General features: G+C 70.9%; 15 protein-coding genes. 9 read left to right on the top strand and 6 right to left on the bottom strand.

Annotation, left to right across the window (positions count from 1 at the left end):
- Window positions 1–31: 31 nt before the first annotated feature.
- Window positions 32–649: a dihydrofolate reductase family protein gene (locus tag BLV39_RS10575; RefSeq protein ID WP_090791364.1), complete on the top strand. Its 618-nt coding sequence runs from the start codon at window positions 32–34 to the stop codon at window positions 647–649.
- Here BLV39_RS10575 and BLV39_RS10570 read toward each other — a convergent pair.
- From BLV39_RS10570 to BLV39_RS42940, 3 genes are all read right to left on the bottom strand, one after another.
- Window positions 622–1,476 (bottom strand): NAD-dependent protein deacetylase, encoded by an 855-nt coding sequence (locus tag BLV39_RS10570; RefSeq protein WP_090789728.1) that lies wholly within the window; start codon window positions 1,474–1,476, stop codon window positions 622–624. The two genes, BLV39_RS10575 and BLV39_RS10570, sit on opposite strands and share 28 nt — an antisense overlap.
- 14 nt (window positions 1,477–1,490) lie before the next feature.
- The gene (locus BLV39_RS10565; protein ID WP_143049719.1) at window positions 1,491–2,189 is read right to left on the bottom strand and encodes a VOC family protein; all 699 of its coding nucleotides are present in this window, start codon (window positions 2,187–2,189) and stop codon (window positions 1,491–1,493) included.
- A gap of 444 nt (window positions 2,190–2,633) precedes the next feature.
- Window positions 2,634–2,882, bottom strand: a complete 249-nt coding sequence (locus BLV39_RS42940) for a hypothetical protein (protein WP_176984838.1) — start codon at window positions 2,880–2,882, stop codon at window positions 2,634–2,636.
- A 455-nt stretch (window positions 2,883–3,337) separates the two neighbouring features.
- Between BLV39_RS42940 and BLV39_RS10555 the strand changes: the two genes are divergently transcribed.
- Window positions 3,338–3,517, top strand: coding sequence for a hypothetical protein (locus BLV39_RS10555; RefSeq protein WP_090789724.1), 180 nt, complete (start codon window positions 3,338–3,340; stop codon window positions 3,515–3,517).
- An 82-nt stretch (window positions 3,518–3,599) separates the two neighbouring features.
- Here the strand turns inward: BLV39_RS10555 and BLV39_RS10550 are convergent, their stop codons facing one another.
- Window positions 3,600–3,998: a MerR family transcriptional regulator gene (locus BLV39_RS10550; RefSeq protein WP_090791362.1), complete on the bottom strand. Its 399-nt coding sequence runs from the start codon at window positions 3,996–3,998 to the stop codon at window positions 3,600–3,602.
- A 169-nt stretch (window positions 3,999–4,167) separates the two neighbouring features.
- Here BLV39_RS10550 and BLV39_RS10545 point away from each other — a divergent pair, with 169 nt between their 5' ends.
- The 3 genes from BLV39_RS10545 to BLV39_RS10535 all read left to right on the top strand — a co-directional run bounded on the left by BLV39_RS10545 (window position 4,168) and on the right by BLV39_RS10535 (window position 7,552).
- Complete coding sequence (locus BLV39_RS10545) at window positions 4,168–5,292, top strand: NADH:flavin oxidoreductase (RefSeq protein ID WP_239083962.1); 1,125 nt, start codon at window positions 4,168–4,170, stop codon at window positions 5,290–5,292.
- Between the two features lie 491 nt (window positions 5,293–5,783).
- Window positions 5,784–6,752, top strand: coding sequence for an ATP-binding cassette domain-containing protein (locus tag BLV39_RS10540; RefSeq protein WP_090789722.1), 969 nt, complete (start codon window positions 5,784–5,786; stop codon window positions 6,750–6,752).
- 2 nt (window positions 6,753–6,754) lie between these two features.
- Window positions 6,755–7,552, top strand: a complete 798-nt coding sequence (locus BLV39_RS10535; protein ID WP_090789720.1) for an ABC transporter permease — start codon at window positions 6,755–6,757, stop codon at window positions 7,550–7,552.
- On the opposite strand, the gene BLV39_RS10530 is transcribed toward BLV39_RS10535, so the two are convergent.
- Window positions 7,549–8,286 carry a DUF5995 family protein gene (locus tag BLV39_RS10530; RefSeq protein WP_090789718.1) on the bottom strand — a complete coding sequence of 246 codons (738 nt, stop codon included), beginning with the start codon at window positions 8,284–8,286 and terminating at the stop codon, window positions 7,549–7,551. The two genes, BLV39_RS10535 and BLV39_RS10530, sit on opposite strands and share 4 nt — an antisense overlap.
- 118 nt (window positions 8,287–8,404) lie before the next feature.
- On the opposite strand from BLV39_RS10530, the gene BLV39_RS10525 reads away from it, so the two are divergent.
- Both BLV39_RS10525 and BLV39_RS10520 read left to right on the top strand, forming a co-directional pair.
- Window positions 8,405–8,977 carry a GNAT family N-acetyltransferase gene (locus BLV39_RS10525; protein WP_090791359.1) on the top strand — a complete coding sequence of 191 codons (573 nt, stop codon included), beginning with the start codon at window positions 8,405–8,407 and terminating at the stop codon, window positions 8,975–8,977.
- Window positions 8,978–8,986: 9 nt separating this feature from the next.
- Window positions 8,987–9,370 (top strand): VOC family protein, encoded by a 384-nt coding sequence (locus BLV39_RS10520; protein WP_176984837.1) that lies wholly within the window; start codon window positions 8,987–8,989, stop codon window positions 9,368–9,370.
- Here the strand turns inward: BLV39_RS10520 and BLV39_RS10515 are convergent.
- Complete coding sequence (locus BLV39_RS10515; protein WP_090789714.1) at window positions 9,367–9,738, bottom strand: ATP-binding protein; 372 nt, start codon at window positions 9,736–9,738, stop codon at window positions 9,367–9,369. The two genes, BLV39_RS10520 and BLV39_RS10515, sit on opposite strands and share 4 nt — an antisense overlap.
- A 48-nt stretch (window positions 9,739–9,786) precedes the next feature.
- Between BLV39_RS10515 and BLV39_RS10510 the strand changes: the two genes are divergently transcribed.
- Both BLV39_RS10510 and BLV39_RS10505 read left to right on the top strand, forming a co-directional pair.
- Window positions 9,787–10,257, top strand: a complete 471-nt coding sequence (locus BLV39_RS10510) for a molybdenum cofactor biosysynthesis protein (RefSeq protein ID WP_090789712.1) — start codon at window positions 9,787–9,789, stop codon at window positions 10,255–10,257.
- A gap of 42 nt (window positions 10,258–10,299) precedes the next feature.
- A complete protein-coding gene (locus BLV39_RS10505; protein WP_090789710.1) occupies window positions 10,300–12,828 on the top strand; it encodes an ATP-binding protein in 2,529 nt (842 codons plus the stop codon).
- Window positions 12,829–12,832: the final 4 nt, after the last annotated feature.

Here is a 12,832-nt window from a genome sequence, read left to right as displayed (position 1 = left end):
GGAGCGAACCCGCCCGGAGAGGAGCATGGCCATGGAGCTCACGCTGACCACGCTCCTCTCGGTGGACGGGGTCATGCAGGCGCCGGGGGCGCCGACCGAGGACACCACCGGGGGCTTCGCCCGGGGCGGCTGGATGGTCCCGTACGCCGACGAGGGCATGAACACGTTCATGGGCGAGGTGTACGACCGGGCGGAGGCGTTCCTGCTCGGCCGCCGCACGTACGAGATCTTCGCCTCGTACTGGCCGACGGTGACCGACGCCGACCACCCGATCGCCGGCCGGCTCAACGCGCTGCACAAGTACGTCGCCTCGCGCTCGCTGACCACGGCGGAGTGGGAGCCGGTCACGGTGATCGTCGACGAGGTCGCGGACGCGGTGGCCGCGCTCAAGGAACGGCCGGGCCGCGAGCTGCAGGTGCACGGCAGCGGCGAGCTCGCGCGCTACCTGATGTCGCACGACCTGGTCGACGAGTACCGGCTGCTGACCCTGCCGGTGGTGGTCGGCGACGGTGCGCGGCTGTTCGACGTGCTGGGCCTGCCCACGGGGCTGGAGCTGGTGCACCACCGGACCACCGACACCGGCATCGTGATCAACGTCTACCGGCCGACGGGCCGGGCCGTCTACGGCTCGTTCGACCTGCCGGACTGAGCGAGGGTCAGCGCGTCAGCCAGCGCCGGGAGGGCGGTGCCGAGCGGGGCATCGACCTTGACGGCCGCGTACGCGTCGCCCCGGGTCGGTCCCTGGTTGACGATCGCGACCGGGATGCCCAGCTTGGCCGCGCGCAGCACGAAACGGCGCCCGGACATCACCGTCAACGACGAGCCGAGCACGAGCAGCAGCCGGGCGCCGGCCACCGAGGCGAAGCAGCGGTCGACCCGCGCGGCCGGCACGGTCTCGCCGAAGAAGACCACGTCGGGCTTGAGCACCCCGGTCCGACAGCGGGCGCAGTCGACGGGCCGGAACGCGTCGACGGAGGCGTCGTCGAGGTCGGCGTCGCCGTCCGGGTTGACGGCCGCGGCGAGCGCGGCGAACGCCGGGTTGGCCGCCCGCAGCCGCGCGTCGAGCTCGGCCCGGCCGGTGGTCTGGCCGCAGTCGAGGCAGACGACCCGGTCGATGCTGCCGTGCAGCTCGATCACGTCGCGGGCGCCGGCCGCCTGGTGGAGGCCGTCGACGTTCTGGGTGAGCACCGCCGAGACCAGCCCGGCGCTCTGGAGCCCGGCGACGGCGCGGTGGCCGGCGTTGGGCTCCGCCCGGCCGATCACCTGCCAGCCGACGTAGCTGCGTGCCCAGTAGCGCTGCCGGGCCGCCGTGTCGCGGGTGAAGGTCTGGTAGGTCATCGGCGCGAACTTCCGTGCTGACCCGGTCGGGCCGCGGTAGTCGGGAATGCCGGATTCGGTGGACAGGCCGGCGCCGCTCAGCACGGCGACGCCACCTTCGGCCACCAGGTCGATCAAGGCGGACAGCGGGTCGGGCACGCGTCAATGGTGCCCTAAGGAACGAAGGCGCAGAACTCGTTGCCCTCGCGGTCGGCCATGATCCACCAGGAGATCACGTCGTCGGGCTCGCGGAGCACGCGGGCGCCGGCCGCCACGAGCTCACCCGGGTCGGCCGCGGTGAGGTTGACGTCCCAGTGCATCCGGTTCTTCACCGTCTTGCGCTCGGGGACCGGGCAGAAGACCCAGCGCTCCCACTCCACGCCGGCGGCGCCGACCACCGAGGAGGACCCGCTTGCACCGACATCGACCCGCCCGCCGGTGATCGACGCCCACCAGGCCGCCTGGGCGGCCGAATCGACGCAGTCGACCACGAGCTCGTAGACCTCGACGGCCGCCGGCGCGGCGTCGGGCCGGGGCGGGAACGCGCAGAACTGGTTGCCGTCCGGGTCGGCCAGCACCCACCAGGAGATCTCGTCGTCGGGCGCGCGCACCACGGTCGCGCCGGCCGCGACCAGCGGTGCCGGGTCGGCGGTGGGCAGCCGCAGGTCGAGGTGGACCCGGGTCCTGCCGGTCCGCGGCTCGGGCACGGGGTCGACCCAGATGCTCAGGTCGCCGGGCCGGACCTGCTCGATCCGCGCGGACTTGTCGCCGTTGTCGTGGAAGCTCGCGCCGAGCGCGGCCGACCAGAAGCGGGCGAGCATCAGCGCGTCGGTGGCGTCGAGACAGACGTCCCGCAGAGCGGCGATGGGCACGCCGGTCATTGTGCCCTCGGAGCGGCTTTGCTCTGCACACGGGATGGCAACAGTTCCCACGGTTGGTGCGGCATGATCGGAACGGCATTCGCGCAGCTCCGGACTGCGCCTACCCGCCACCCAGGTCATTGAGGTGGAGGCGTGGCCGCCTCGCCTCCCCTCCGACGGTTGGCGCCGAGGCGGGCCGCAGCTACGAGCGCGCCGCACGCCACGGATCTGCGGCGGGCGGCGCACGTCATCAGGAAAGGGCCATGTCGCTGTAGTAGTAGCCAGCGCGTTTCCCAGCGAAGGGTGGTGCTCTGCACCCAGACCGCCAATGACCGTTCGATGCGCCTGGCCGCGGAGCTCGGGTTCACCGACGTGGAGAGCTACGAGAAGTGGGTGCCCGAGCAATGGTTCGCCACACGGCCCTGGTCAGGGCCGGGGCTGACAGTTCGAAAAGGACTACTCAAACTCGTCCGCGAAGGTCTGGATTGTTGTTGGGTCAATCCAAGCCAGTGCCTGCAAAGGAATCGTCCACCGCCCGAGCGTGAATGCATCAGCGATCAGAGTTCGATTCCGCTCGGGATTAACCACTGCAGCCAGGTCGGCCAGCGCTTCCGCCTGCACGTTCGGGTTGCTAATGGATCGGACGATCTGTTCGGCTCGGTCGTAGTCGCCGGTGGCGGCGACCGCGGTGGCCAGACCGGTCAACACCCACTCTTAGGAGCCTCGACTGGCGATCGAAATGGCGATTTCTTCCACTCGGGTATGCAGGGCCTTCGCTCGTTGGACGTCGCCCGCGATGCCGTACTCGGTCAACACCTGCAAACCCATCCACGCGTCGTCAACGTGGTAGAACCAGCTGAGACCTGCAGGGCCGCCGACCCGAGCCTCGACCTGGCATGGGGAGCCAGCCCGAGTGATTGTGGCCGATGGCGTCGAGGACTTCGTCGCAGGTGTCCTGGCTCTCCTGCGCTGGTCGCACCTGACGCAGTTGCCGGATCGCGGCCATAACCACGGCAGGATCAGCGCGGTGGTTGGCCCAGTCCACGGCCCGCAGCGTTTACTCGATCTCATCGTCGACGTGTTCCAGCATCGGGTGAGTATGAGAGCCGCGACAGCGAACGATGTCTGCGTCGTAGGACTCACAAACTGGCAACCGCTCCATGGTCAGCTCCGGCCTCGGCTCGTCCAGCGCGTACCGCACGAAGTGGACGATCGACAACCTGGGCAACCGCACGGAACAGATCGGCTACGCGATCCCGTCGGTGTTGTATGCCTGCCTGGCTGTCTCGTGTTCGGCCTCGATCGGCGCTGCGGTCGTAGCCGGAGGCGATCTCGCGTAGTTGGTCGGCGATGGTCAGGACTCGCCACGATGGGCTGGCCACGGTGATGGCCGCTCTGACGATGCCGGTGTGGTCCGTGTGGCTACCCGAGGCTTGCTGGGAGGTCGACCGCCTCGTCGTGACAGGGCCGCCCCGCATTCCCGGCGGTGGTGGCCCTGGAAATGATGGCCTCGAGTCGGTCGCGGGCACCCACGAGCCCGCTGATCTCCGTGTCGATGCGTTTGTGCTCGGCCGACAGTTGGTCGAGCATCGCCGGCACCACCTTGCCCGTCTCGAAAGACGGCAGCAGGCCCACAATCGTCCTGCTCGTCATTCCTGCCACGTACAGCTGCTGAATCAGTCGAACGCGGTCGACCGCGCTGTCCGGATAATGCCGCTGACCGCTGGAGCTGCGTTCGGAAGCGAGCAGGTTCTGCTCCTCGTAGTAGCGCAGTGCCCGCACGCTCACGCCGGTACGAGCGGCGAGTTCACCGATCCGCATCAACGCCTCCTTCGTGACCCCTGTCACGTCACTTGCCTCTGACGTCAACGTCAGCTTTTAGCTTTGCGCCGCAACCGTATCTCGTGTCATCGCAGGTCGGACAACGTGCGGTTGCAACGGCCCACGACCGCCCGCGCATCGCGCGAAGGCGCGAACAAGGAGTTTTTCTGTGATCCCGTCCAATGCTGCTCTCCGCACAAGCCAGATCTTCCAGCGCCCCATGACCGTCGGCAGCCTCACCGTGGAGAACCGCATCGTCATGGCGCCGATGACTCGTGAATTCTCGCCCGGCGGTGTCCCAGGTACCGACGTGGCGCAGTACTACGCACGCCGGGCGGCCGGCGGAGTGGGTCTGATCATCACCGAGGGCACTTACATCGACCACCCCTCCGCGGGTGACAGCGACCGAGTACCGCGATTCCACGGCGAGAAAGCCCTGGCGGCCTGGGAACATGTGGCGGCGGAAGTCCACCGTGCGGGTGGAAAAATCCTTCCCCAGCTCTGGCACGTCGGCATGGTCCGTCCCGCCGGCGCTCCGCCGTTCCCCGAAGCCGTCCCGATGGGCCCCTCCGGGATCGGCCTGGACGGCAGCCGGTCAGGCAAGGCGATGACCCAGGACGACGTGGACGCGGTGGTCGGTGCCTACGCCGCCGCTGCCGGCACTGCCGAACGCCTCGGCTTCGACGGCATCGAACTACACGCCGGTCACGGCTACCTGATCGACCAGTTCCTCTGGGCACACACCAACCACCGCAGCGACCGGTACGGCGGCGACCTGGCCTCCAGAGCCCGTTTCGCCGCTGAAGTCGTGGCCGCCTGCCGCAAGGCCGTCGCCCCTGACTTCCCGATCGTGTTCCGGTTCTCACAGTGGAAGGCCGACAACTATGGCGCCCGGCTCGCCGAGACCCCTGAGCAACTCGAAGCCATCCTGACGCCGCTCGTGGAAGCCGGGGTGGACGCCTTCCACGCCTCCACCCGGCGTTACTGGCTCCCGGAGTTCGACGGCTCCGACCTCAACATGGCCGGGTGGGCGAAGAAACTCACCGGCAAGCCGACCATCACCGTCGGTTCCGTGGGTCTCAGCGAAGATGTCATCGCGACACAGCAAGGCGGGAAGGACGCTCGGGTCGCCAGCATCGAGAAGCTGCTGGACCGCCTCGAACGCGACGAATTCGATCTCGTCGCCGTCGGTCGTGCCCTCCTCGCCGACCCGGAATGGGTTCAGAAAATCCTCGCCGGGCACATCGACGCGCTCGTGCCCCACACCTTCGAACAGCTCGGCGTCTTGCGCTGACAAGCACTCAGCCAGAACGAGTCATTGTCCGCGCTGCTGCTCGACCGGCCGACCGCAGTGCGTTGTACTGACTTCGCTGCGCCACCTGCCTGCGGGCACACGGACATGGCCGCCCGGCCCGTACGGGCCGGGCGGCCCTTCGCAGGACAGGCGGCCTACCGCCTGGCACTCGCCCTCCCAAGGTCGTCTGGACCGTGTGGAGGACGACCGGTCGGTGCGTGACACCATCCAGCGGCTGCTTGACTGGTCGCATCGGTAGACGGCTTGCCGTCCTGCGAACGTTTCGGCTGTGGAGCAACGCCGGTTCCCGAGTCGGACGCTCCATATCCGGATCTGCCGCGGCCCGGGCGCATCGGCGCCAGTCGGCGCGGACGGGGGCGTGACCGTTCCCTTCCCAAATACGCACCACGGCGAACCGCGGGTGGTGCGTATGTGGGTGCAGAGCAAGAGAGCCGCCGGACTTGCGGCATTCGTCCGGCTACGGTGGTCAAATGGCGAACGCGATCATCGCCGAACAGTTGGGGAAGACCTACGGCTCCGTCACGGCCGTCGTCGGCCTCGACCTCGTCGTGCCCGAGGGCACCGTGCTCGGTCTGCTCGGGCCGAACGGCGCGGGCAAGACCACGACCGTGCGCATGCTGACCACCCTGATCACCCCGACCTCGGGGCGGTGCGAGGTCGGGGGCATCGACGTGTGCGCCCACCCCGACCGGGTGCGCCGGATCATCGGCGTCTCTGGGCAGTACGCGGCGGTCGACGACTACCTGACCGGCCAGGAGAACCTGGAGATGGTCGGCCGGCTCTACCACCTGGGCAAGAAGCGGGCCCGGAAGCGGGCCAAGGAGCTGCTGGAGCAGTTCGAGCTCACCGACGCCGCGGACCGGCCGGCCAAGACGTACTCCGGCGGCATGCGGCGGCGGCTCGACCTCGCGGGTGCCCTGGTCGTACAACCGCCGGTGATCTTCCTGGACGAGCCGACGACGGGACTCGACCCGCGCAGCCGCCTCGGCATGTGGGGCGTGATCAGCGATCTGGTCAAGGCCGGCTCGACGCTGCTGCTCACCACCCAGTACCTCGAGGAGGCCGACCGGCTCTGCGACGACATCGTGGTGATCGACCACGGCCGGGCCATCGCGCAGGGCACGGCGACGGAGCTGAAGTCGCAGATGGGCGGCGAGAAGCTGGCGGTCGCCGTCGGCGACCGCGGCGAGCTGGTCACCGCGGCCGACGTGCTGCGCTCGGTCGGCGTCGACGAGCCCGAGGTCGACGACCAGGCCCGCGAGGTCACGGTGCACATCGAACGCGGCACTGCGGCGCTGGTCGAGGCCGTCCGCAAGCTGGACGCCGCCGACATCACCCCGACCAACCTGGAGATCCGCAAGCCCACGCTGGACGACGTGTTCCTCACGCTCACCGGCCAACCCGCGCAGGAGCAGACCGAGACCGGGGGTACGCCGTGACCATGGTGCTCGAGGCCGCCAGCGACGGCTGGGTCGTCACCAAGCGCAACCTGCTCAAGATCAAGCGGGTCCCGGACCTGGTGATCTTCTCGACCATCCAGCCGATCATGTTCGTGCTGCTGTTCGCGTACGTGTTCGGCGGCGCGATCGCCACGCCGGGCATCAACTACCGCGAGTTCCTGATCCCCGGCATCTTCGTGCAGACGGTCGCGTTCGGCGCCGGCATCACCGCCATCGGGCTCGCCGACGACCTCCAGAAGGGCATCGTCGACCGGTTCCGCTCGCTGCCCATGTCGCGCGGCGCGGTGCTGTTCGGGCGCACCTCGTCCGACCTGATCAACAACGTGTTCACCGTGATCGTCATGTCGATCACCGGCGTGATCGTCGGCTGGCGGATCAACGAGGGCTTCCTGCGGGGCGTGGCGGGGTTCGCGATCCTGTTCCTCTTCGCGTACGCGATGAGCTGGATCTCGGCCGTGATCGGGCTGTCGGTGAAGTCGGTCGAGGTCGCACAGAGCGCCGGCTTCATCTGGATGTTCCCGCTGACCTTCCTGTCCAACGCGTTCGTGCCGACCTCGTCACTGCCGTCGGCGCTGAGACCGATCGCCGAGTGGAACCCGATCTCGTCGGTCGTGCTCTCCCTGCGGGAGCTGTGGGGCAACGCGCCGGCCGGCGCGGCCAACGGCACCGGCTTCCCGGCCGCGCACCCGATCTGGCTGGCGATCGCCTGGTGCCTGCTGATCCTGGCGATCTTCGTGCCGATGTCGATCGCCCGCTACCGCCGCGCGGCGAGCCGCTAGCGGGACACGCCCCCGACCGGCCAGCGCAGGATCTCGCGCGCCTTGTCGCGGGCGTGGTCGCGGATCTGCCGGGCGATCGCCTCCCGCGCACGCCGGTCCGGCGCCGTCAGCAGCGCCTGCCCGTTGCGCCAGGCCAGCTCCCGCCAGGCGAAGATGTCGACGTCGGCCGTGGCCGGCACCGTCTCGCCGAACAGGCCCGGGCAGAGGTCGCGCTGGATCTCCGGGTAGACCACCGGCCGCGTCCGGAACACCAGCACGTCGTCGACGTGCTTGTGGTCGGCGTACGTGTAGCGGGGTCCCATGTCCTCGATCATGAACGCCAGGTCGTTGTTGATGTGCGCGCTGATGCCCAGATAGATCATCTGGGTGCAGGTGATCCGCTCCGGCGAGGTGCGGAAGGCGATCCGCCAGGCCGGGTCGACGTCCCGGAGACGATGCCGGTCCCAGGCGGCGTACGCGTCGAGGTAGTAGGCGGCGAAGGTCGGGATCACCTCCCGGTCCCAGAACTCCGGCGCCGAGAACTCACCTTCGGCGTTGGCGTCCCGCATCCCCTCGGTCGTGCGCAGATAGAGCAGCGCGAACGGCTTGTTCTGCGGCTCCAGTCCGGGATCGTGGTAGTGCGCGGTCATCCGCGCGATCGTGTGCGCGGTGCCGTGGTCGGCCCGCGCCGGACCGGCCCCGGCGAGCACACCCAACGTGGCGACCGTGACGACGGCGGCGGCTCTGCGAAACATCGAAGCTCCCCCCTACGACGACCCGATGTTCGCACCGTCGACGCCGCGCGGCAGACGCCAAGCCGACAACGCCGAAAACCCGTCGCGGGCCCGCGGCGGGTGGGGGCACCATCGCGGGATGGCGTTCCTGACCACCGAGCGGCTCGTGCTGCGCGACTTCGTCGAGGACGACGCCGAGGCGGTGTTCGCGCTCGTCGACGACCCCGAGGTGATGCGCCACATCAACGGCGGCAAGCCCGCCAGCCGCGCGGCCGTCCGGGAACGGACGCTCCCGGAGCTGCTGCGCGGTGTTCCCGCGTTCGGCGGCGGACGGGCCGTGTGGGCCGCCGAGGAGCGGGCCGGTGGGCGGTTCGTGGGCTGGTTCGCGTTGCGGCCGACCGATCCGGACCAGCCGGACGTCGCCGACCTCGGCTACCGGCTGCGCCGCGACGCGTGGGGTCGCGGCTACGCCACCGAAGGAGCCCGGGCGGTGGTCGACAAGGGCTTCGGGGAGCTCGGCGTGCGGCTGGTCGTGGCCGACACGATGACCGTCAACACCGGGTCGCGGCGGGTGCTGGAGAAGGTCGGGCTGAGCTTCGTCAACCAGTTCCACACCGTCTGGCCCGAGGTCATCGAGGGATCCGAGCAGGGCGACGTGGCGTACGAGCTGACCCGCGACGCCTGGGCTGCGGCCCGCCGCGGGCCGGGTTAGGGTCCCTCGATGGACCGTCCGAACCTGCGTCCGAACGGGATGGTGCTCGGCGCCCCCGATCCGCGCGCGCTGCGCGACTTCTACGAGCGCCTGCTCGGCTGGGAGCGCGGCTCCGACGAGCCGACGTGGGCGACCCTGCGGGCGCCGGGCGGCGGCATCGGGTTGTCGTTCCAGCTCGAGACCGACCACGTCCCACCGGTCTGGCCGGCCGGCGACGGCGACCAGCAGATGCAGGTCCACCTCGACGTCGCGGTACGCGACCTGTCCGCCGGCGTGGCGTGGGCGCAGCGGCAGGGCGCGAAGGTCGCCGCGTTCCAGCCGCAGGAGGAGGTCCGAGTCATGATCGACCCGGTCGGACACCCCTTCTGCCTCTGGCTGGACGAAGAGCCCTAAGCGGCGAGCTCGGCCCAGACGATCTTGCCGGTCTGGCCCTTGCGGGCCAGGGTGCCCCAGCCGCGGGCGACCGCGGCGACGATGGACAGGCCCCGACCGCCCGTGCGGGCCGGGTCGGGCGCCCGCACCGTGGGCTTGGCGACGCTGGTGTCGGCGACCTCGATGCGCAGCGCGTCGCCGCTGCGGCGCACCAGCAGCTCTCCGCCGTTGCCGGTGTGCCGGACGACGTTCTGCATGAGCTCGGTGGTCACCAGCATGGCGTCATCGGCCAGATGGGCCAGCTTCCAGCCGTCGAGCGCCTCCCGCACCGCCCGCCGGGCGATACCGGCGGCGGTGCCCCGCTCGAACCTCAACCACACGACGTCCACGAGGGTGTTATACCCACCACCTGATGGACACATGCCAAACTCGGTGGGATGCCGGAGATCGTCGAACTGCTGGCCTCGCCCGTACACCGGTTCGAAGGCCGCCCCGCCGACGGGCCGGCCCCCGCGCCGCCCGGCGAGCTGGTCGGGCAGGTCGAGATCCGGGCCGGGCTGGGCATCGTCGGTGATCGCTATTTCGGCCGGCCCGCGCACCGGGACGCCGTGGTGACCGTGATCGCCAGCGAGAGCCTGCCGCCCGGCATCGGCCTGACCCAGGTCCGGCGCAACATCCTGGTGGCCGGCATCGCCGTGGACGACCTGGTCGGCTCGGTCCTGCACCTCGACTCCGGCAGCGGGCCGGTCCGACTCGCGGTCCGCCGCCGGGCGAACCCCTGCGCCTGGATGGACGTGACTGTCGGGCCGGGCGCCTTCAAGGCCCTGCGCGGGCACGGCGGGATCCGCTGCAGCCCGCTCGACGACGGGACGCTGCGCGTCGGTCCGGTGACGGTCATGATCGAGTAATCCCCATATATCCTGAAAAATGGACTGGGATGGGGTGATTCGGTGCCGTCGGACGATCAGCCGGTGATCCTCACGCCGGACCAGCGGGTCCGGGTCTTCGTCAGCTCCACCATGACCGAACTGGCCCCGGAACGCGGCGCCGTCCGCGACGCCGTGCTGCGGTTGCGCCTGGTGCCGGTGATGTTCGACCAGGGCGCCCGGCCGCACCCGCCGAGCGACGTCTACCGCGCCTACCTGCGACAGAGCCAGATCTTCGTCGGCGTGTACGGCGAGAGCTACGGCTGGATCGCACCCGGCGAGCAGGTCTCCGGGCTGGCCGACGAGCTCCGGCTCGCCGACGAGCTGCCCCGGCTGATCTACGTGAAGGAGCCGGTTCGCGACCGCGACCCGCGGCTGGCCGCCCTGCTCGACGGGATCCACGCGGCCTCGTACCACACCTTCCGCACGCCTGGCGAGCTGCGCGGGCAGGTCGAGCACGACCTGGCCGTGCTGCTGTCGGAGCGCTTCGCCGGGTCCGCACCGCCCCAACCGCCAGCCGTCGAGTTCGGCCGGCTGCCGAGCTTCCGCACCCCGCTGATCGGCCGGGACGTCGAGCTCGCGAACCTGACGGAGCTGGTGACCGAGGGCGCCCCGCTGGTCACCGTCGTCGGCCCGGGCGGCATCGGCAAGACCCGGCTCGCGGTCGCCGCCGCCGAGCGGGTCGCGGACCACTTCCGGGACGGCGTCCGCTTCGTCGACCTCTCCCCCGTCACCTCGCCGCGTCTGGTGGGCGAGGCGGTCGCGCGCGGTCTCGGGTTGCGCACGTCCGGCGCGGTGCCGGCCGCCACCGACGTCGCGGCCTGGCTGCGCACCCGGCGCCTGCTGCTCGTGGTCGACAACTTCGAGCACCTCGCCGACGCCGCACCGGTGATCGGCGAGCTGCTGCGGACCGCGCACCACGTCGCGGCGCTGGTCACCAGCCGGGCGCCGCTGCGCCTGGCCGGCGAGCGGGTCTACGACGTGCCGCCCCTGTCCGAAGAGGCCACCGACCCGGCGGGCTCCGCGACCGTGCGGCTGTTCGTCGACACGGCCCGCGCGGCCTCGCCCAGGTTCGCGCTGACCCCGGAGAACACCGCCGCCGTCGTCGAGCTCACCCGGCGGCTGCACGGGCTGCCCCTGGCCATCATTCTCGCCGCGGCCAAGGTGCGGGTGCTGTCGCCGGCGGCCATCGTGGACCACCTCGGGGACCAGCTCGGGCTGCTCACCGGCGGCGCCCGCGACCTGCCCGACCGGCAGCGCACGCTGCGCGACACGATCACCTGGAGCTACCGCCTGCTGCGGCCCGCCGAGCGCGCGCTGTTCGACCGGCTCGGCGTCTTCGCCAGCGGATGGGACCTCGACGCCCTCACGGCGGTCGCCGAGCCCGGCGGCGACCCGCTGACCCTGCTGGAAGCGCTGGTCGAGTCCACCCTGGTGCGCCATGACGCCATGCCCGACGGCGAGCCACGCTTCTCGATGCTCGACACGATCCGGACGTACGCCCTCGAGCGGATGCGCGACGGCGGCCAGTGGGAGGTGGCGCACGAGGCGCACGCGACGCACTACCTGAGCATGGCCCAGGCAGCCGAACCGCACCTCAACCGCGCCGGCGGGCCGCTCTGGCTGCGCCGGCTGGAGCTGGACCGGCAGAACGTCATCGCGGCGCTGGACTGGCTCCTCGACGGCGAGGACACGCCGCGGGCGCTGCGGATGATCTGGTCCACCTGGGCGTTCTGGTGGCGCCGCGGGCACATCGAGGAGGCGACCCGGCAGCTCGACCGGATCCTCGGACAGGACCACCGGCTGACCGAGGCGCAGACCGGCCGGGCGCTCCTCGCCGCCGGCATCATGGCGTTCGTCTCCGGGCAGTACGACCGGGCCGAGGACCTCTTCCTGCGGGCGCTGCCGCTGCTGCGGGCGGCCGGCGACGGCCCCGGTGCGTCGTTCGCCCTGGGTCCGCTCGGCCAGTTCGCCGCGCTGCGCGGCGAGTTCGAGCAGGCCAGGGCCTTCCTGGACGAGGCCAGGGAGAAGGGCGAGAACTGGCAGGAGGGTCTGTACCACAGCCGGGTGGCGCGGCTGAAGATCGCCGAAGGCGACTACGACGAAGCGCTGACGCATCTGCGCGACGCGGTGGAGGTCGCGCGCGCGGTGCCGGACCAGTTCGTCGAGCTCATCGCCCACTACACGTGGGCGGTCTGGTCGGTCGACCGGGGCGAGCAGGCCGAGGCCCGCCGGCACCTCGTCGACGGGTTGGCGTTGGGGGCCGCCGCGGGCGACGAAGCCGCCGTCGCCCAGTTCCTGGTCGCGCTGGCCGACCTCGACAGCCACGGCGAACCGGAGCTGGCCGTGCGGCTGGACGCGGCGGCGCAGGCGCTGCGTACCCCGTCGAACGAGATGTGGATGCGCGCCTTCGTGGCGCCCTGGCCGGCGACCGGGCTCGACCGGGCGGCGACCCGGTCCCGGCTCGGCCCCGAGGCCTACGACCGGGCCTGGCAGTCCGGCGAGGAACTGGGCATCGAGCGGGCCGTCGCCGCGGCGACGGCGCGGAGGTGACCCG

The sequence above is a fragment of the Asanoa ishikariensis genome (assembly GCF_900107455.1).
GTDB lineage: Bacteria > Actinomycetota > Actinomycetes > Mycobacteriales > Micromonosporaceae > Asanoa > Asanoa ishikariensis.
This window is presented reverse-complemented; position numbering and strand designations above follow the sequence as displayed.